The sequence below is a fragment of the Bacillus sp. REN16 genome (genome assembly GCF_020731355.1).
Taxonomy (GTDB): Bacteria; Bacillota; Bacilli; order Bacillales; family Bacillaceae_L; genus Ferdinandcohnia.
Genome location: NZ_JAJFZK010000002.1, coordinates 130897 through 150793 on the forward strand (window position 1 = coordinate 130897; position 19897 = coordinate 150793).

At 37.3% G+C, this 19897-nt stretch carries 21 protein-coding genes; 3 read left to right on the forward strand and 18 right to left on the reverse strand.

What is annotated here, in order from left to right; genetic code table 11:
• Positions 1-9: 9 nt before the first annotated feature.
• The 3 genes from LKW28_RS02655 to LKW28_RS02665 form a co-directional block, all read right to left on the reverse strand.
• On the reverse strand, positions 10-1182 hold the full coding sequence (locus tag LKW28_RS02655; protein WP_229138785.1) for a MalY/PatB family protein: 1173 nt from the start codon (positions 1180-1182) through the stop codon (positions 10-12).
• Positions 1183-1200: 18 nt separating this feature from the next.
• Positions 1201-1779, reverse strand: a complete 579-nt coding sequence (def, locus tag LKW28_RS02660) for a peptide deformylase (RefSeq protein ID WP_229138786.1) — start codon at positions 1777-1779, stop codon at positions 1201-1203.
• A gap of 138 nt (positions 1780-1917) precedes the next feature.
• Positions 1918-2589, reverse strand: a complete 672-nt coding sequence (locus LKW28_RS02665; RefSeq protein ID WP_229138787.1) for an SGNH/GDSL hydrolase family protein — start codon at positions 2587-2589, stop codon at positions 1918-1920.
• A 196-nt stretch (positions 2590-2785) separates the two neighbouring features.
• On the opposite strand from LKW28_RS02665, the gene LKW28_RS02670 reads away from it, so the two are divergent.
• Positions 2786-3334 carry a DUF1836 domain-containing protein gene (locus LKW28_RS02670; protein WP_267497862.1) on the forward strand — a complete coding sequence of 183 codons (549 nt, stop codon included), beginning with the start codon at positions 2786-2788 and terminating at the stop codon, positions 3332-3334.
• A 15-nt stretch (positions 3335-3349) separates the two neighbouring features.
• Here the strand turns inward: LKW28_RS02670 and LKW28_RS02675 are convergent, their stop codons facing one another.
• The 7 genes from LKW28_RS02675 to LKW28_RS02705 form a co-directional block, all read right to left on the reverse strand.
• Positions 3350-4408, reverse strand: a complete 1059-nt coding sequence (locus tag LKW28_RS02675; protein ID WP_229138788.1) for a peroxiredoxin family protein — start codon at positions 4406-4408, stop codon at positions 3350-3352.
• Between the two features lie 262 nt (positions 4409-4670).
• Entirely contained in the window at positions 4671-7772 is a 3102-nt protein-coding gene (locus LKW28_RS02680; RefSeq protein WP_229139044.1) for an MMPL family transporter, read from the reverse strand.
• A 38-nt stretch (positions 7773-7810) separates the two neighbouring features.
• On the reverse strand, positions 7811-8272 hold the full coding sequence (locus LKW28_RS02685) for a MarR family winged helix-turn-helix transcriptional regulator (protein WP_229138789.1): 462 nt from the start codon (positions 8270-8272) through the stop codon (positions 7811-7813).
• A 142-nt stretch (positions 8273-8414) separates the two neighbouring features.
• The gene (locus LKW28_RS02690; RefSeq protein WP_229138790.1) at positions 8415-9155 is read right to left on the reverse strand and encodes a hypothetical protein; all 741 of its coding nucleotides are present in this window, start codon (positions 9153-9155) and stop codon (positions 8415-8417) included.
• Positions 9152-9730, reverse strand: coding sequence for a hypothetical protein (locus LKW28_RS02695; RefSeq protein ID WP_229138791.1), 579 nt, complete (start codon positions 9728-9730; stop codon positions 9152-9154). Before LKW28_RS02695 ends, LKW28_RS02690 begins: the two co-directional genes overlap by 4 nt.
• Positions 9723-10214 carry an RNA polymerase sigma factor gene (locus LKW28_RS02700; RefSeq protein ID WP_229138792.1) on the reverse strand — a complete coding sequence of 164 codons (492 nt, stop codon included), beginning with the start codon at positions 10212-10214 and terminating at the stop codon, positions 9723-9725. Before LKW28_RS02700 ends, LKW28_RS02695 begins: the two co-directional genes overlap by 8 nt.
• Before the next feature lie 143 nt (positions 10215-10357).
• Positions 10358-10774, reverse strand: a complete 417-nt coding sequence (locus LKW28_RS02705) for a DUF1284 domain-containing protein (RefSeq protein WP_229138793.1) — start codon at positions 10772-10774, stop codon at positions 10358-10360.
• 197 nt (positions 10775-10971) lie between these two features.
• Between LKW28_RS02705 and LKW28_RS02710 the strand changes: the two genes are divergently transcribed.
• The gene (locus tag LKW28_RS02710; RefSeq protein ID WP_229138794.1) at positions 10972-11994 is read left to right on the forward strand and encodes a serine hydrolase domain-containing protein; all 1023 of its coding nucleotides are present in this window, start codon (positions 10972-10974) and stop codon (positions 11992-11994) included.
• A gap of 46 nt (positions 11995-12040) precedes the next feature.
• Here the strand turns inward: LKW28_RS02710 and LKW28_RS02715 are convergent, their stop codons facing one another.
• From LKW28_RS02715 to LKW28_RS02730, 4 genes are all read right to left on the reverse strand, one after another.
• The gene (locus LKW28_RS02715; RefSeq protein ID WP_229138795.1) at positions 12041-12559 is read right to left on the reverse strand and encodes a PepSY domain-containing protein; all 519 of its coding nucleotides are present in this window, start codon (positions 12557-12559) and stop codon (positions 12041-12043) included.
• A 108-nt stretch (positions 12560-12667) separates the two neighbouring features.
• The gene (locus LKW28_RS02720; protein ID WP_229138796.1) at positions 12668-13390 is read right to left on the reverse strand and encodes a PepSY domain-containing protein; all 723 of its coding nucleotides are present in this window, start codon (positions 13388-13390) and stop codon (positions 12668-12670) included.
• 54 nt (positions 13391-13444) lie between these two features.
• A complete protein-coding gene (locus LKW28_RS02725) occupies positions 13445-14803 on the reverse strand; it encodes a sensor histidine kinase (RefSeq protein ID WP_229138797.1) in 1359 nt (452 codons plus the stop codon).
• Complete coding sequence (locus tag LKW28_RS02730) at positions 14800-15504, reverse strand: response regulator transcription factor (RefSeq protein WP_229139045.1); 705 nt, start codon at positions 15502-15504, stop codon at positions 14800-14802. Before LKW28_RS02730 ends, LKW28_RS02725 begins: the two co-directional genes overlap by 4 nt.
• 422 nt (positions 15505-15926) lie before the next feature.
• Here LKW28_RS02730 and LKW28_RS02735 point away from each other — a divergent pair, with 422 nt between their 5' ends.
• Positions 15927-16142, forward strand: coding sequence for a hypothetical protein (locus LKW28_RS02735; protein WP_229138798.1), 216 nt, complete (start codon positions 15927-15929; stop codon positions 16140-16142).
• A 125-nt stretch (positions 16143-16267) separates the two neighbouring features.
• Here the strand turns inward: LKW28_RS02735 and LKW28_RS02740 are convergent, their stop codons facing one another.
• The 4 genes from LKW28_RS02740 to LKW28_RS02755 form a co-directional block, all read right to left on the reverse strand.
• Positions 16268-17494 carry a DUF438 domain-containing protein gene (locus LKW28_RS02740; protein ID WP_229138799.1) on the reverse strand — a complete coding sequence of 409 codons (1227 nt, stop codon included), beginning with the start codon at positions 17492-17494 and terminating at the stop codon, positions 16268-16270.
• Positions 17495-17660: 166 nt separating this feature from the next.
• The gene (locus LKW28_RS02745) at positions 17661-17957 is read right to left on the reverse strand and encodes a HesB/YadR/YfhF family protein (protein ID WP_229138800.1); all 297 of its coding nucleotides are present in this window, start codon (positions 17955-17957) and stop codon (positions 17661-17663) included.
• 179 nt (positions 17958-18136) lie between these two features.
• On the reverse strand, positions 18137-18286 hold the full coding sequence (locus LKW28_RS02750) for a hypothetical protein (protein WP_229138801.1): 150 nt from the start codon (positions 18284-18286) through the stop codon (positions 18137-18139).
• Entirely contained in the window at positions 18286-19737 is a 1452-nt protein-coding gene (locus LKW28_RS02755) for a carbon starvation protein A (RefSeq protein ID WP_229138802.1), read from the reverse strand. The genes LKW28_RS02750 and LKW28_RS02755 overlap by 1 nt, the downstream gene beginning before the upstream one ends.
• Positions 19738-19897 lie beyond the last annotated feature (160 nt).

Here is a 19897-nt window from a genome sequence, read left to right on the forward strand (position 1 = left end):
AAGCTTTTTCTATCTATGTTTAAGTGCCCGACTAAACCGTTTCAAGCCTTCTTCCAACAGCGATCTAGGACAAGCTATGTTAATTCTGGTGAAGCCTTCCCCTTCTGTTCCAAAAATATAGCCTTCATCAAAGGCGACTTTCCCTTGTTTTTGAATGACTTGTTCAAGCTCCTTCGCCTCCAATCCAAATTCACGGCAATCAAGCCAAACGAGATAAGTCGCTTCTGGCTCAATCACTTTTACTTCTGGAATCGTGGACTTTATGTACTCTTTTAGGAAATCTAGATTGTCTTTTAAATAGATGAGGAGCTGGTCAAGCCATTCGTCACCTTCCTCGTAGGCAGCAGTAAGGGCCGTCACACCAAATGTGTTAGTCATCCCTATAAAACGCTCCTCGAGTGCTTTATTAAAACTTTCGCGAAGTTCCTTGTTCGGAATAATAATATTAGATGTTTGCAATCCTGCTAGATTAAAGGTTTTACTTGGCGCAGTGCATGTAATGGAATGTTCGGCAAATTCCTCTGATATCGATGCAAATGGGATATGAACATTTCCTTTATAAATTAGATCAGCATGAATTTCATCTGAAACAACCAATATATTATGCTTCAAACAAATTTCTCCTAGTTTTGTTAGTTCCTCTTTTGTCCATACTCGGCCGACAGGATTATGCGGATTTGAGATAATGATCATTTTAACAGACGGATCTATTTTTTTCTCAAGGTCAGCAAAATCCATTTCATAACGGCCATTTTCAAATCGGAGCGGATTATTGACAATTTCCCTGCCATTTTTTTCGATTACACTCATAAATGGATAGTACACCGGTTGTTGAATCAAAATTTTATCGCCTGGATTTGTAAAGGTTTGAACAAGAATACCAAGCGCTGGTACGACACCAGGTGTAAAGCAAATCCAATCTTTTTCAATTGTCCAATTGTGGCGGCGCTTCAACCATCCAACTGTTGCTTCATAATAAGATTCTGGTCTTATTGTGTACCCGTAAATACCATGATCTACTCTCTTATGCAGGGCATCAATAACTGGCTGTGGCGCTTTAAAATCCATGTCAGCCACCCACATTGGAAGAATCTCTTTATCACCAAATAAATTTTCAACCTCATCCCACTTCACTGAATTCGTATTTAAACGACTAATCGATTCATCAAAATTATACTTCAATCCAACCCCTCCATTAACTTAATAAAGACTTTTTATTGCTACATTTTCTGGAAGCTTAAACGGGTTCTCTTTATTGATGTGATCGTAAAACATGATTCCGTTCAGATGATCAATTTCATGCTGGAAAACAATCGAAGCATACCCCTTTAGGCGTAGTGAAATTTCTTGACCATTCATATCAAAAGCTTTTATTTTAACTTTTTCATATCTTGGAACATAGCCCTCTACCGGACGATCAACAGAAAGACATCCTTCTCCTTCAGGTAAATAGGTCATTGAAACAGAATGGCTGATAATTTTCGGATTCACAAGATGATACTCATATAATTTGTCATCAAAGTCCGTAAAATAAGCAACAAACATACGCTTATTAAGACCAACTTGGTTTGCGGATAATCCAACTCCAGGACGTAAACCGTACTTTTTCGCAAGCTCTGGATCCTGGCTATTTTTCAAATAATTCATCATGCTAATAAGGGATTCCTTGTCCTCTTCCGAAAGTGGAACAGTCACCTCTTCTGTTTTTTGCGCTAAAATTGGGGTTCCCTCACGAACAATATCCTTCATCGTAATGATGTAATCAGATTTATAATACATTTTTTCATCTACCTTTACTCTTCTTAATGTATTAATTTTATCTTTCCAATAAGTCAATGTCCATTGATATACAGTTTTTCACAATAATTCTGATGTATTCCCGATAAAAGAAAAATGCCACCAAAGGCTTGTGGCACTTCAAATCGTTTTTAATAATGAATTGAAAATTTCACTGCTCATTGTTTTGTAGCCTTCGCCTGTTAAATGAATGCCATCATCACTAATAAAGCCATTTAAATCACCTGAATGTTTCATGGCTGTACGCACATCAATCTTAAGGACATTTAATTGCTCTGCTAAGCTGTTCAAGCTGCGGTTATAAAGGCCATGCCAGTGTTCAATTCCCCCCTGAAGACTAATCCAATGGCTGATTGAGCTTCCATACGTTGTAGCAAGCATCTTGTAATAGCGCACAGGGTCAAGGGGTGGCAATGTCATCAAAATCGGAGTGCTATTCGTTTCTTGTATTCTATGAATTAATTGTTTTAGGTTTTCAATATATCGTTCAATCGGAACAATTGGTTGATGAGCAGCTTCAGGTTTTTCAGCCACTTCATCCCATTTAAAATTGCAGTCATTGCCGCCAATATTAATTATGACGTAATCCGGTTGTTCGGCAATCACATCTTTTTCTACACGGTATAATAATAAATCGGAGTTATCATTAAAAACACCTTTATTAACAACCGTGAAATGATCAGAAGCGATTTGTTGTAAAAATGCAGGATAATTCTCTTTTAAAATTCGCATACGGCCTTTCACAAAAGAAACGCCTCTCGTTAAACTATCACCAAAGCATACAATTTTCATATTTATCACCGCTTATCAATTTTATTATCGTTACTATTACATGTAGTTTTTGTTACTACATATAATGATATACACATTACACAATGTAGTCAAGTTTTACTTTCTGATGGTATTAAGGTAAACTAAATTATATAAAAATCAGTAAAATGAGGTTGTTATAGTGGATATAGAGAAGGATTTACTCAGCGTTTTAGAAATGGATAAAAATATTTTTTTAGAGGATATCCCACAAATTGATTTATATATGGATCAAGTCATCCAACTCTTTGAAAATACGTTTAATTCCGCTAAGAGGAATGAGGATGAAAAGATTCTCACGAAAACCATGATCAACAATTACGCAAAAGGTAAGCTTTTATTCCCGATAAAAAACAAAAAATATTCTAGAAGTCATTTGATTTTATTAAGCATGATTTATCAGCTTAAAAGTGGTTTATCGATCAACGATATTAAGGCAACCCTTGATGGTGTGAATCATAAGATCATGAATGATGAAGAGTTCAACCTAGAGGAATTTTATGAAAGTTATCTAATTTTATATAAAAAAAATACAGTTGAATTTAAAGAAGATATGGCCACAAAAATCAAGGATGTAGCAGATATTTCGGATTCTGCCGAGGATGAACAACTCAAAAAAGTACTTTTAATTCTATCCTTTATTACAGCGAGTCAATTTTATCGGCGTGCTGCCGAAACGTTGGTAGATGAATTAATCATGGAACAGGGTGAAAAAAAAGAAAAGTGATCGGTTCACTTTTCTTTACTTCACACTATTGATTAATTCATTCATCATTTCTTTATCCATCGGTCCAACGATTTTTTTCCGGACAATGCCTTTGGAATCAATCAAATAGCTAGTCGGTATAGCATAGGCTTGATAGATTTGTCCAATCTCCCCATCCTCATCGAGCATAACTGGAAAAGTGAGCTCATATTCATCTACAAATTTCGCTACATCTGAACTCTTTTTCTCAGCAGTCGTTAGATTAACGGATAAAAGGACCGCATTGGATTCTTTATTTTCTGCATAAAACTCCTGCATATGAGGCATTTCTGCTTTACAAGGCGGGCACCAGCTTGCCCAAAAGTTTAAAATGACCTTTTTTCCTCTAAATGCCGAAAGCTTTATCTCTTCTCCACTAATTGTTTTCAATGTGAAATCAGGTGCTAGTTGCCCTTCGGCGATCCCTATTTTTTGTTCCGCTGTTTGGATCTCATCATTTGGGGTTGCGAATGAAATATTGATGCTGACTGTCCAAACGATAAGCCCTGTTAAACCAACGATGAGTGCTGCCTTTTTAAACAAATGAAACACTTCCCTTTTCTGTTGTCCTCTATAATAGAATGTCAACAAAAGAAGAAAGAATGCACTCATTGATTTTATAAAATGAAGGACTATCTGTTCCTGGAGCAAAAATATAGCAAGTAAATCATAGACCAACAAGGTTGTGAAGCTGAAAATTAGAATGGATCGAATGAGAAGATGGGCTTCAATCGCTTTCTTTTTAAAATGATACAGAAAATAGAGATTGGTTATGATTACCGCTATCATTGATCCTTTCGTGCCTCCAGTGAAGTAAAGCAAAGACATTGGACTTTTTAGGACGATGCTTGGCTCAAAAAGTAATAAACTTCCTTTCCACGCGAGAAATCCGATGAATATCGCATTAGTGAGTATGTTTAGGACTGCTTTAGTTAATTCTTTCGTTTGTGTTTTTGCTGACCAGACTCGTACAATTAGAATGCCTGCGAGTACTCCTATGCCAAGTATGACCCACTTTGTCATGATCACTAACGAGCCAATTTGGATGAAATGCATACGTTATCCTCCACCTGTTTTAATACCATCATTATATCTCGAGAAACTAGCAAAATATAATATTTTGAATTAGACAACGGTTCCTTCGGGGTCTAGAATTTAGCTAATAGCCATAAATTCAAATTATTAGCCATAATTTGTAATTATTAGCCGTAAATTTCTTTTATTAGCTATATTTTGAAATTAGTAGCCGTAAACGCATCAAATAGCCAATTTATTATTAAAAAAATAAGGCCCCTTTCGAAAAGGAGCCTCAGTTTCATTAATTTGTTGATCGTTTGAATGGCCACCAGTTGGCAATGCCAAAGTTTTTGACCATAACTGGAATAAATAGTGGTAATATCACAAATGCGTACAGCATAAGGCCGACAAGTGTGATTGACGCAATCTGGAGTAAGGATAGCATTCCAGAAGGCATCATCGCAGCGAATGTTCCTCCGAGAATAATGGCTGCTGAAATAATAACAGTTCCCATCTTTTTCATAGAAAGAAGCATTGCTTCTGCGACTGAGATATCACGGTATTCATTAAAGCGATCCATTAAGAAGATACTGTAATCAACCCCGAGTGCGACGAGGATAACAAATCCAAAGAATGGAACTGCCCAGCTAATTCCTGTATACCCTAAAACATTTACAAAAATGACTTCATTAATTGCCATTGAAGTGTAATAGGTTAATACCAAGGAACCAATTATATAAATTGGCATGATTAACGAACGGAACAAGAAAATTAAGATGAGCGCAATCCCGATGAACATTAAGACGATTGTACGAGAATAGTCCTGTTCAGACATTTTGCTTAAATCGGTGTTTGTGCTTGTGATACCGCCTATGGCCACATCTGCATTTTCAAGCTTAGTACCTTTCGTTGCTCGTTCGACTGCTGCATTGATTTCATCGACCTGAGCCATCGCTTCGTTTGAATAAGGGTTTGCTTCAAAAATAACATCCAAAGTCATAACCTTGCGATCTTTGGACATGTATACATCCAGAACTTGTGCGAAATCATCACTTTCAAGCACTTCTTCTGGCATGTAAAAAGCATTTAAATCATCAGAACTTGAAAGGTCAGCTAGGTACTCTTGAGCAGATCCTAATCCATCTGAAACCTGACCAAGCCCATCTGCACTTTGAGTAAGTCCATCTGTTAATTGTGTGATTTGACCACCTAGGCTTCCAAAGCCATCTAGAAGCTGCTTTTGGCCATCGTTAATACCTGTTAAGCCATTTGTAATCTGTGGCATTCCTTTTACAATTTGACCTTGACCATTTGCTGCTTGAACGAGTCCACTTTTTAGTTCTTCAAGACCTGCAACCAATTGCTCAAGACCTGCTGGAAGGGCAGCTTGTTCTTTCAGTAATTGTTCGAAGCCTGCATTAGCTTGAATTATTCCAGCATTTACAGCTGAAAGATGACCGTTTAACTCTTGTATTCCTGCTGATAATTGGGGAATCCCTTGTAAGGATTGCTTCATTCCTTGATATACTTCATCATCAGCAATGCTTTGACCAGTTTCTGCATTTTTATAGTAGCCTTCTAAATATGCAAAACCACCTTCATTTAATTGGTTTACACCAGTTGTTAATTTTTGCAGTGCATCAGCGATACCTGAGTAGCCAGTTTGTAAACCGGCAATACCTCCTTGGGCTTCCTTGTACCCAACTAATAGATTCGTATTATAGTATTTTAATAATTCTTCCGATCCGACTTTTGCCTTGTCAACCTCGGCAATCATTGTATCAATTCCGGCTGTTCCACTACGGATACCAGATTCGATTTTTGATAGATTGGTTTGGATTTCAGTTAGGCCGGATTTCACCTTATTTGTACCTGTGATTAATTCACCAATTCCATCGGTTGCGGTTTTAAGTTCTGGTTCTGATTTAGCGAGTTCATTTCCGGCTTCCTCTAAGCCTTCCTTAATCTGAGTCAGTCCATCCTTTCCTTCTCCAAGACCTTCCTCAAGTGTTTTTGCTTGGTTCGCGACAAATAAATCCTCGATTGGCGAGCCAGTTGGTCTAGTGACTGAGCGCACTGTGTCAACTAAGTCTACTTTTTCAACCTCTTGGCTAATTTTTTCTGCTAGTTCGATATATTCGGTAGAGTCCATGGCCTCATCATTTTTCAAAACGATTTGGGTTGGCATGGATTCACCCGGTCCGAAGCTACCTGCAATTGCATCGAAAGCTTTGATTGAATTCACATCTCCACTTAATTCTTCTAAAGAGTTATAGGAAATGTCCCCATCATACACAAATAAAAATGGGGCAACGATTGCTACAACAACTACTAGTGATAAAAGTGGACGTCCTAATGAAAATCGACCTGCAATTGCCCAAATTTTACTGTCCCCATGCTCCAGATTCTTCTTAGATGGCCAGAATAATCTTCTCCCTAATACGGCCATAAAGAAAGGAACCACTGTAAATAAGGCAACTAACAGTAGTGCCACCCCTACTGCGACAGCAACAGCAGATTGGTATAAAATAAATTGTGAAAACCCGATAGCTGCAAAACCAATCATCACAGCAATGCCACTGAATAGAACCGTACGCCCTGCATTTTTATAGGTTTCGACAATGGCCTCAGTTAAGCTCTCTCGATGTGAGAGCTCTTCTTTAAAACGACTTAAAAGCAAGATACAGTAGTCTGTTCCTATTCCAAACATGATGGCAACTAAGAAAATCTGCGTATACGTTGAAATTGGGAAATTAAATTGATCAACTAGCATCGCAACAATTGATTGTGCAGCTAGATAAGAGAATCCGACTGTTACAAGTGGAATGATTGGAGCGATAAAGGATCTAAATACAAGTAAAAGAACGACAAGAATAAAGACAACAGTGATTCCTTCTGTCTTTTTCAAGCCCTCTTGAGAGCTTGTCATCAGGTCTTCAGTAATCAGCCATTCACTCGTATAATAGTGGTCAACCTTTACATCTTCAATTGCCTCATATAAAGCATCTCTTACCTCTTTTGGTTCACGGTCATTCCAGCTTACAGTTACAGAGGTAAGGATTGATTTACCGTCTTCTGAAACAAGCTGTTCCTTTAAGGTTTCTTCGTTAAAATGAGTCAGGATTTCGGTAATTCCGATTTCGTCTTTCTTTTCTTCAAGAAGTCGGATTGCCCGTTCAGCTTCCTTGATTTCATCATCAGTTAATTTCTTTTCATCGTGAAACACAAGTGCGACCTGTGTTTCATCCCCTCCACCATCCTCGGAATGGGCATCATTTAAAATCTTTCCTGCAATGGAGGACGAGTATTCGTCCGGAACAGTAATCTGCCCTTTTTCACGGACAAGGTCCGCCATATTTGGAGCAGCAAGAAACAAACCTGCTACGACAACGATCCATGCGATAAGGACAAACTATTTCCGTTTAATGATAAAATTCATGTTTAATCCACCACCTTGTTATTTTTGATTTGTTGAAGGATTCCATTAAGTTTTCCATAGGTTTTTAGAAATTGAACAATTTCCTCTTCTGAAAATTCGCCAATAATAGACTCAACAAGCTTATGAACCCGCTCCTCGGTCTTTGAAAACAATTCATTTCCTTTGTCTGACAATGTTAAGTAAACAAGTCTTCGGTCGTTTTCATCACGCGTCCTATCAATCAAACCTTTTTCGAAAAGACGATTGATGATGGCAGTAATGGCACTCTTTTTCACTTCAAAAATATCTGCAAGTTCAGTTGATGTACACGAGCCTACTTTATTTATGTAGCGAAGTGTGTAATGCTGATCATTTGTAAGATCGCTTCCGATTTGTTCCTTTACAAGCGACTCCGCAATTGTGTTCACTGAAAAAGAAACATCTAAATATAAATCAACTAATTCCTTAATGTTTGTCTTAGTCATATCTCGATATCACCTCACAAAATAAAAATCAGATAGTTAAACTATTTAACTATTAACACAGTTAACTATAATTCGCACCAACATAAATGTCAACGAAAAAACACCCCTCTAAAAAGAAGAGAGATGTCGACTTATTTTTCCTTTATTCAAGTACTTCAATATCCTGTAATTCAATGTCTTTTTCCCTGTCAAATGAGACATAATACTTTACATACCCGTTCTCATCTTTGGCATATTCAGTATTAGGGTCATCGATAATGTTTCCGTTAATCGTGACATCTTCATAGGTATAGTTATTTTCATTAAGAACCTTTTGAATAACTTGTGATTCTGTTAATACATCTTCCTTTTTTGATTTGGTCGAATTCAACACAATAAATATGCTGATTGGCTTCCCCAATTTCATATCCTTGCTCCATGTTGTATTCGAGTCATAATCCCCTTTTTGAACCTCTAAGGCAACTTCAATTCCTTTCAAAGTCGGAACTGATTGCTTCAACAGATCTACTATTTCAGTTCGAGCTTCTGAACTTAATTTTTCCATTAATGGTTCATCCAAATTTTCAATATAAATCGAGTCTAATTGCACATAAGGCTTTAAAAATCCTCTCACAGTAAATTCGTACTTCTTTGGTCCGTTTTCGGAAGGGGATGTTGCGCCTATTTCGATTACCTGAAAATCATAGGTTGAAAATTTAAAATTATAGAATCCTTCCTCCAAGCGAAAGTCGCGGTCTGGGTACGTATCCTCTAAATAAGTTTCAAGAACCTTTGTTGAATATAATTTACTCACTGGATTTCCATTAAAAGCGTTATAAACAAATAGGACGAACAAAACGAGCAACCCAAGGATTACACTAAAGATTACTTTTCGCTTTTTCATTTATCCTCACCATTCCTTATTTTTAGATATAAAAAACCAATCATGCTGCCGATGAATGCAAATAAATAATGAATCAAGGTTACCAGAATGGAGCCCATTACGGATTGCAATAAAAACTTCTCGATTGAAACTGTGGAACCTATGTCCCCATTCATATAGTCGCCTATATTTCCAGTGAGTGACCAAATAAAAATCGGGATAAATGAAATATAAAAAACAATTTTCATATCTTTGTAAAACAGGTAAGTGAGTAATCCAAGTACTGCATACCATAAAATAAATCCAAAGCTTTCATTGAGCATAGATGTTTGAATCGCAAGAAAAAAGGAGAGCCCAACAAAAATAAGTTGATAAAGGGCAAGTCTTCTTTTAATGTTTGTGATCATTTTGTCGTGCTGAACAGGAGAACCAATTTCTTCTTTTTCAAGTGGAGCCGACGCTTGGTCCACAAGCTTTTGGAGTTCATTGTTATCCTGTATCTGTTCCTCCAGCCATGTGGTCGTTTCTGCACTCAGCAGCCCCTCGTTATAAAGTGGAAGCAAATCTTCTACAATTGCTTGTTTACGCTTATCCATGATATCCCTCCATTTCCTTATGAAGCTTGAGTTTTGCCCGATGGAATGTGACTCTAGCAAAGTTTTCACTTTTTCCAAGCAAGCTTCCAATCTCCTTAAACGATAACTCCCCGTAAATTCTAAGTGTGACAATATCTTTTGAAACATCGTCTAAACGATTTATATATTCAATGAGATTTTGTTTCACTTCTTTTTTGAGCACTTCCTCTTCCGGTGTAGGTAATTCCCCTGTTTCCTTTTTGAGTAACTCGTTTAGCTGCTTCTTATACTTTTTTGAGCGATAATGCTTTAACAATCGATTTTTGGCAATAGAGAATAACCATGTCTGGATAGTTGATTGCTGCGAAAAGGTATGCATGCTTTTTAGTGCTTCATAAAAAACCTCCTGGGTTAAGTCCTCCGCAATCTCTTTGCTAGAGGTTTTAATAAAGAAAAAAGCATATATTCGCGGTTGTACTTCTTTATAAAGCTCCTCTAGCTCCATTTTTCTCTTCCTATCTGATTTATTTTGTTCGTTCATTGTATTAGTACCTTGAGTTTTGATTTCGTTACAGGTTTTTTGAAATGAATGTAGATTATTCTTGATTATTATTTAACATTAAAAAAAAGCCTATTTCTAGGCATTTTTTAATAAACCTCTCTTAACCCTTTTCCATCGATCATCTCTTGTATCCCTTCCTCACAAACGCCATAGTCACGCCACGAACAGGATTCACAGACTGTTTGAATATCTGAAGAGACGACATGCTTTTGGATTCGTGATTCAATGTCCTTCCATTTTAAAATTTGTCCAATTCTCAGTTCCATTTTTTCAAGAATCATCGCATCCCTGTCATAGATGGAGGTGTTTTGGCAGTGGTACTCACCACTATTCGGGTATTTTTCACATAAATGATCTGGTCCTTTTACAATTTGAACAAGCGTGTTCGAATTCTTTCTAAGGGTCTGGTGGACAATTGTCATATTTTCCACGTATTCTTTGGAATAGCCCATTCCTCTGTAGCCCAACAGGCAAAATAAATGATGTCCGCGCAGTTTATACAAAATAGTCACCTCCATTTTTCACTTTCACTTGTTAACTGAAATTAATTTATAGTTTACATATATTTTATCTCAAAGTTTATAAAATTACAAAACTACTTTCCATCGTACAGGTAAATTATGGTATCATCAAATAGAGTCCCTGAATAAAACTGTTGTTTGCCTCAGATGCCATTGGAATACCGATAAGGAGTAAAACAATGAAAATTAATACAATATGTTATAAACAAATAGATGAATTTTGTAAACGAAATAATTTTTCTGGAGTTGTACTTGCAAAACAAAAGAATGAAAATTTTATTGAATCAGCGTATGGCTATTTAAATAGATCTGAAGAGATAGCTAACCAAATCAATACACGATTTGGTATTGCTTCTGGGTGCAAGCTTTTCACAGCCATTGCGGTTTGCCAGTTAGTTGAAAAGGGGTTATTGACTTTTAATACAAGATTAAAAGATTGCCTAAATATCGAGTTTCCAAATTTTGATGAAAGCATTACAATTCATCAACTGTTGACACACACTTCTGGTATCCCTGATTATTTTGATGAGGAAGTTATGGATGATTTCGAGGAGCTTTGGAAAGAAAATCCGATGTACCTCATTCGCGAGTTGAAGGATTTCCTTCCCTTGTTTAAGAATGAGAACATGATGTTTACTCCAGGGGATAGATTTCACTACAACAATGCAGGTTTTATTTTATTAGGATTAATCGTCGAGAAGAAATCTGGAAAGTCTTTTACAAACTATGTGATTGATAACATCTTTAAACCTTGTAAGATGGAGGGCTCAGGATATTTTTCACTAGATTGTCTCCCGAAAAACACAGCACTTGGTTATATTGATAACGAAGAGAATGGTACCTGGCGAACAAATATATATTCGCTTCCGGTAAAAGGTGGATCTGATGGAGGAGCATTTGTTACTGCCCCCGATATAATGAAGCTGTGGGACGGTCTACTGAATCATATTCTATTAAGTAAGGAAACAACTGATCTGTTGTTAATGCCTCTCGCACATGCAGAGGATGAGGAATATTACGGTTATGGCATTTGGATCAGCAAAAGAGAAAATGAGATATTCAAATATCATGTAATGGGGTATGACCCAGGTGTGAGCTTTGCGTCATCTTATTACCCTGGTCCCGACATTACCCTTGTAATTCCATCAAATCAGTCATATGGTCCACACGATATAACAGATGTTTTTGAGGAATATATGTAATAAAAAATGAGGTCAGGATTCGTCCCGGCCTCATTTTTTGTAAATATTATCGTAAGTCATCATTGTCATCGTCAAATTCTTTTTTCAAAATCGTTCCGTCTACTGCCGAAACTTCCATTTCAACTTCTTTTCCATCATGCTTCATTTCGATTTCATAGTAGCCATCTTCATCCAGTTCAATTTCAACGATTTTACCTGGAGTATCCTTTGTTGCGATTGAAATGGCTTGATCTATTGAAATTTTCACTGATGCCTCAGTTGTTTGAGAATTGATTCGATCATCATCACGATCATCTTCAACTCTTATCACTTTACCTGTGGTTGCATTAATTACTACTTCTGAATCGCCATCCTGTGTACCTTCAACCTCAACCTCGTAAACAAGCTTTCCGTTCTCACGGTCAAGCTCCAGTTCTTTAACATGTGAACCTTTTACCTCTTGAGTGGCAATCTCCTTCGCTTTTGAAAAGGAAACCTCCGTTTCTTTTGCAATCGCTCCAACTCCAACAGCTCCACCTAATACCACTGCTCCAACAATCCCTAGTACTACGAGTTTTTTCTTCATTTTTGTTTCCTCCTTTAGTTGAACTATCTTTATCATAGACAACGAAAATGAGGAAACTCAGATAATAAAATGAGAAATTGATGAGAAACAAATGAGTTTTTCTAAGAATTAGTCCTCCGAAACGATTGTGATGACCTCACCGGAGATCGGATGAATCTGTACAATTTTTTCTTCTTCCTGGCTAGTCTCCACTTCTACAAAATAATAATATTGACCGTTTTCCTCTTCAAAATCAACATCTTCAACAACACCTTCTACACGCTGAAGAGCAAGTTCAATTGCCTGTTGCTCTGTTATCGGCTGTACAGACTCAACTGGTGTCCCTGGCGATGTTTCGAGTGGATTCTCTGGCTTCAACTTATTTTGAACAACATCTACAATTTCACCTGATGAAGCTTGTAATTTATAAATTGTCTCCAAATCTCCCGCTTTGACAGTTACATAATAATAGTTTTTCTCTAGTTCGGCCTTCTTTTCAATGGCTTTGATTTCCCCTGGTTGCTCTTTGGCAATAATCTCCCTGACTTCTGCTTCCGTTTTTTCCTGTGTATCCTGTGAAAGCTTCTTTAAATTTGAGATATCACCTGTTTTTCGGTGAACGTCAATTTCATAAATCCCTGAATCAATTTTAAATTTTATTTTAAAAATATCGCCTGCACTGCTCACTTCTGCATTTTCTCCGCTATACATTGTTTCCACGAGGTTAATAGCATCACTTTCCGTTAATGGCTCTGCAGACGTATACGTTTTTGTAAGCTGCCAAATGACAATTGCTGCAAGCAAAACGCCTCCTACGGCAAAAAAACTGGTTCGAAGGTTAGTTTTTCTCATTCCATTCACTCCATTATTTTCTTTGTAATAACTATACCTTTTTTATATGAGAATTTAATGAGAAGCCCCATTTGTGAGTAGAATATTGGCTGTTGTTCCTTCCCCTTCGATACTTTCTAATTGGACTTGTGCATGTATCGCATCCGCCAATTCTTTTGCAAGTGAAAGTCCCAAGCCATAGCCTCCTGTTTTTCTTGCTCTCGCCTTATCCACCCGGTAAAAACGGTCAAACACCTTTTCTACATCTTGGGCGGGGATTCCAACACCCTGGTCAATGATTTTAATGCTAGGTCTTTTCCTTTCCTGTCCGAGTACAACAATCACAGGTTTTTCGCTGTACTTTAGGGCATTTTCCATGAGGATATAAAAAAGCTGCTTGAGCTTTTGTTTATCTGTCCTTACAATGATTTCCTCTTCTGCAATGATTGAAATTTCACGTTTGTATGCCTCGCGAAATGACACAACCGACTCGTCGACAAGTTGTAAAAGGGATACGGGTTCAATGTAAAGCTTCCACTGTTCATCATGCTTTGCCAGCAATAAAAGCTGTTGAGTTAATTCCCTCATATGGATCGCTTCAGACTGAATCGCATCTACCGCTTCATGAAACAGCTTTGGGTCTGCTTGTCCTCTCCGTTTTAAAAGGCTTGCATAGGAGTCAATAACGGTTAATGGTGTTTTTAACTCATGAGATGCGTTTGAGACAAAATTCTCCTGCTTCTCATAGTTCACTTCTAATAAATCCATCATTTCATTGAAGGTATGACCCATCTCGTACAGTTCGTCATTTGATTCTTTTGATAATTCGATTCGTTTATATTGTCCGCTTTTTCGAATTTCCCGCATCGTCTGAATCATTTTTGTTATTGGCTGAGTAATAACATTACTTAGCAGTCTGGTTGACACAAAAACCGGAATGGTTGCAATCAAAGTGACAGCAAGTAAAACAAGACTTAATGTTTTTAAGTTATTTGAAGTACTCGAGAGATTTTCAATCACCTGGAGCTCAACTACATCCCCGTTTAGCCAAATGATTGGGTATGATACGAAAGCATGTGGAACCCCATTAAAATCAATGATTTGTCTTTGTTTAGCTTTATGATAGGCTGTTGGAAAATTCTCCAACGCCTGCTGTTCTGGAACGAATGCTTGTGCTGCTACACTCCCATCTGGCCGTACTACCTGCATCATGCCATCTAAAGGTAGATATGTACGAAGCAAAGTCGCGGCAGAAACGGAATTACCCGTTTGAGATATACCGTTCATAGCACGTTCTGCCTCTGCCTCTGTACGATCTAATTCACCATTAAACATCATCTGGCTGAATGTAAAATAGGAAGCAATATTGACTAGAACAAGCAATATGATAAATACAACTGCGGTGAATAAATTAATCTTTTTCCGTAGTTTCATTTCGTTTCCTTCATCACATAGCCGACACCACGTACCGTATGAATCAGCGGCTCGTCATATGGCTTATCCATTTTATTTCGCAAATATCGAATATACACATCGACTATGTTTGTGTCACCGTAATAATCATAACCCCATACAGCATTTAATAATTGCTCCCTATTCAGCACCTGTCTTGGATGTTTCATTAAATATGCGAGTAAATCAAATTCACGAGGCGTCAATTCAATTTCATCGTTATTACGCGTCACTTCATAGGTACTCTCACTAAGTTTTAGGTCACCTATTCTCAACATATCATCTACTTGTTCTTTCTTAGACGTGTCCTGGTGGGGATTGTTGCGAAGTGCTACTCGAATACGAGCTAGTAATTCTTCAATTTGAAACGGTTTTGTTATATAATCATTTGCTCCTAAATCAAGACCTGACACCTTGTCCTCTACCGAATCTTTTGCGGTTAAAAGAATGACCGGTGTTGTCGCATTTGATGCGCGAATTCGCCTTAACACCTCAATACCGCTAATGCCCGGAAGCATGACATCTAAAAGGACCAAATCCCATTTGTCCTTTTGAAACATATCCAAGCCTGATTTCCCATCATAGGCTTTCCCCGTTTCATATCCTTCATATGTTAATTCAAGCTCCAATACCCGCGCAATTTTCTCCTCATCCTCCACAATTAAAATACGTTGTTTCTGCATTTCCAATTCCAACCCTCATTTCTCTATGTATCTACTATTGGTATCTATCACCATTTTACCCCAATTCTGTCATCTCCTACACCAAAAGAAAAGTACCAATCACCACAGGAATTTTTACCTATGATGACAGGTACTTTCAAAAAATCTATTCTTCTTCAATTTCGTCCTCTTCAGATCGTGGTCTTCTCCCCCAAAAGAACTCCCATGCATCCATTCTTTGAGATTCCTGTTCCTCAATGGTTTCCTTTTCATTGTTATCTGCCAATCCCGACACCTCCCCGAAATAATGGTCGTAAATATCCTATTCAAGTCTTTGTTTTACGTTTGGGGATTTGCCCATATTTAATTAAAATTTCATGATGGAAGTGTTCGGATAAACCATGTATACTGAAATTGTAAATACATTGAAGAGGTGATTAAGGATGGCAAAATCAAATGCCCGGAAAAAGCGCGAAAAGCTTATCCGTGAAGGGAAGCGAAATCCAGAAAACGGGAGAAGCCCATTTGCATTAATGGATATGCAAACAAGAATGACAAAAACAAGAAAAGATCATTTATACCGCACCAAACATAAGAACCAATCATTCACAGATGGAAATGATGGTTCTTTTTGTTTTTGCAGGTTAGGAGTATCCTAATTTATCCAATCACTTGCCTCTTTCTCGACTTTGCAGGTTCTGCACATCCTAGTTTTATACAGTAACGCCTGGTAAACAATAAAAAAACACTGGCACCCAAGAGTGCCAGCATTTTTTCCTATCACTTATGATAATATCCTCTTTTCTCCTTCAATCTCCTGGATTGGAGCTATATTTTGAGAGAATTCCATCGTTCCGATATACTCTCCATCCTCATCACGGACTGCAAAGTATCGGATATACACATATTTACCTTTTGCCTTGATCCAAAAATCTTCTGTATCTTTTCTTCCTGATTTGAAATCTTCGAGTAACTCTTCAACAACGTGAACACTTCTTGGAGGATGACAGTTTTGAACCGTTCTTCCAATAACTGCTTTTGTTCTTGCAAAGATGCGCTCTTTTCCTTTACTGAAATAACGGACGACGTCATCCTGATCGATGAACGTAATATCAACCGGTAAATGATTTAAGAGTAATTCAAGTTGTTTTAAGGATAAGATGCCTGTTTCCATCTTAATAAACCCTTTAGTTGTAATTTGTTCATCATCAATCACATTTCGATTTGGCTTCCATTCATCAGGTGAAATTAAACAAAATCCGATTTCATCACTTTCATTGGCCATTTTTAACCATTCGTCCTCTGTTAAATTATTTAACGACATTGGGAAGAGGATATTTTCTTCGCGATAAATCATTTCATCAATTTGATCGGCAAAAAAATTAATAACCTCCGAAACTGACTGTTTATCCCCATTGTATTCGGCAAGTATTCTTTTTGCATCTTTTATTGCGTCCACAATAAAATCATCAATCTTCCACATCATATTGGTTGGGCCATATATACCGTACTTTTCCAAATATGGAAAGAGAAGCTGTTCTTTTCTTTCATAATGCTTTCTGATATCCAATAAGAGGTTGCAATCCTCAAGTAATTTCAGTCGATTTTCTTCATGATCATCTTGTTCAAAGGTTTGCAAATGCGGCTTAATCTTATCATTTATTAGCTTTTCTAATTCTCTATTTTCAAGCTTAAACGTATGCACTGGATGGCCAGGTTGTTCTTCTGGATGAGAAGCCAGTGTTTCTTCTATTAAATCCTTAAAAATCTCCCGATGCTGCAAACAAATATCGGTTGCATCAGTTGCTGGGATGTTCTCCTCTTCCACCAGTACATGCTGCAGTCTGGAGATTTCTCCTATTGTAATATAACCAACCTTATTTGCTAAATGGGCTTTAATCTCTTCTACTGATTTCCCATTATGTAAATCCTTAAAGCTTTGTTTTATGATGGCTTCTCTATCAGAATCACTGATTTTATTTTGTTCCCGATTATTAATAAGTTCACTCACGAAAATTCTCCTTTCAAACTTGCTGTTATATTTGAAAATAGCATAGTTTGACGAAAAGGTTCGTGATTCGAATCACATCATGAAAATACCACAGCTTAAATGACTGTGGTAGACCCAAATTTTTATACTTTCTTATCTTTTAAAAAAAGGCCCACAAAAAGTGAGCCTACGGTTTTGGATATTGATATTCTAATTCATCTTTTTTAGGATTATAGTCGACAATAAGATTATGACCGTTGAAAAACCAAATATCATCCTCTTCAACATAGAACTCGATATCCTCGATTTTTTGACTGTTGTGAATTTGGATGGGTTCGTCGTGAGTTGAAAAAGCAAGTGAATACTTTTCTTGTACAGGGCTTGTTCCATAAAACATCGGATAGAATCGAACGGAATCCCCTTTTTTTACACTTACGTCTTCTTTAAACCATTTTAATGCTGCATCGCTAATTGTAAATTCCATATATATGAACCTCCCTCGGCGTCCTTCTGATATTTTACGCAGAATGATGGACTTTATTAACTTAATACTACTATAATTTTCACGGATACTAAAACGAAAGGTTTGTGAACTTCTTCTCAAACTAGTATGACAAAAAAATGCACGCAGACATAATCGACTGCGTGCATTACTTTTTGAACTTATAAGAGGACAAAGACGATTGTGGCACAAGCAATAATAGCTACGCTCACGATCTTCCCCCAGACGGGAACTTTGTCAATTGTGTTTTGGTTAACCTTTTTCTCTTGAGCCTCGACTACCTTTCGATATTCAGGACTGCAACATCCCATTAGGATACCTTCTTGTAGTGAGAAATATCTATTTCAAGTGGGATATTTGCCGCACGTGCCTTATTCGCCTGGCGGAAGAATAACACCAGTAATACTACCGTACCAGCAAACCCACCGTACCATGAAATATTCATTGGTAATCGGAATCCAATCTGAGCATTTAAGATATACGTGATTACCATACAAAGCATGAATGTTCCTGGAATTAGTGAAATCCAGTAATTCTTTTTCGCGATATATAGATACATTGCACCTACGAATAAGGCAATAACAGCTGTTGCTTGGTTCGCCCAGCTAAAGTATCTCCAAAGGATATTAAAATCAATTTGAGTAAGAACTACTGAGATTGCGAATAATGGGATAGCGATCCATAGTCGACTTGACATTTTCTTTTGAGCCATATTTAAATATTCGGCAATAATCATACGTGCACTACGGAATGCAGTATCACCGGAAGTGATTGGTAATACAATAACCCCTAATACAGCAAGTGTTCCACCAATTGCACCAAGCATTAATGTTGAAACTTCACTTACAATTGCTCCTGGTCCACCAGCTGCAAGAAGTTCTTGTAAGCCACCGTAACCATCAAATAAGCTCATTGCCGCAGCTGCCCAGATCATTGCGATGATCCCTTCAGCAATCATCATACCGTAGAAAATCTTACGGCCTTGACCCTCTTTTTGGGTTGTACGTGAAATAATTGGCGTTTGTGTTGCATGGAAACCGGATAAAGCACCACAAGTGATTGTAAAGAATAATAATGGGAAGATCGGTGCATTATCAGGATGGAAATTTGATAATGAAATCTCTGGAATTGGTGCGCCTTTCACGATTAAACCAACACCGATACCCACAGCACTGATTAACAGGATTGCCCCGAAATATGGATAAAGGCGTCCAATGATTTTATCTACTGGCAATAATGTTGCTAATATATAGTAAATAAAGATGAAAGCGATTAAAATTCCTAATGCAACTTTTCCATCTAATAGAAGATTTAATAAAGCTGCTGGCGTTGAAACGAATACTGTACCAACTAATAGTAAAAGTAACACTGCAAATGCGTTAACAACGTGTTTCATTGCTTTACCTAAAAATTTAGTTGCAAGTTCTGGTAAGTGAGCTCCTTTGTTACGAATGGAAATCATTCCAGTTAAATAGTCATGAACCGCACCTGCGAAAATACATCCAACAACGATCCAAATGAATGCGACTGGTCCGTAAAGCGCTCCCATAATAGGTCCGAATACAGGTCCAGTACCTGCAATATTTAGTAGCTGAATCAATGAATTTTTCTTTGTACTCATTGGAATATAATCTACTCCATCAGCGTCAACATACGCTGGAGTAGCACGTTCTTCCTTCACACCGAATACTTTTTCAACGTATTTTCCATACGTAAAGTATCCGACGACTAGCAAGACAATACTCACTAAAAATGTTATCATATTATTTCCCCCTTAATCCCTTTATTAAAAGTATGAATGCGTTTACATTTATTATAGTAGATAAATAGAATTTTAGGTTGTTTTAAAATTAAAAGGTAGAAATATGACAATAACGTGTCAAAATTATGAACTAAAACGCAAAATTTCTACCCTTCACTTT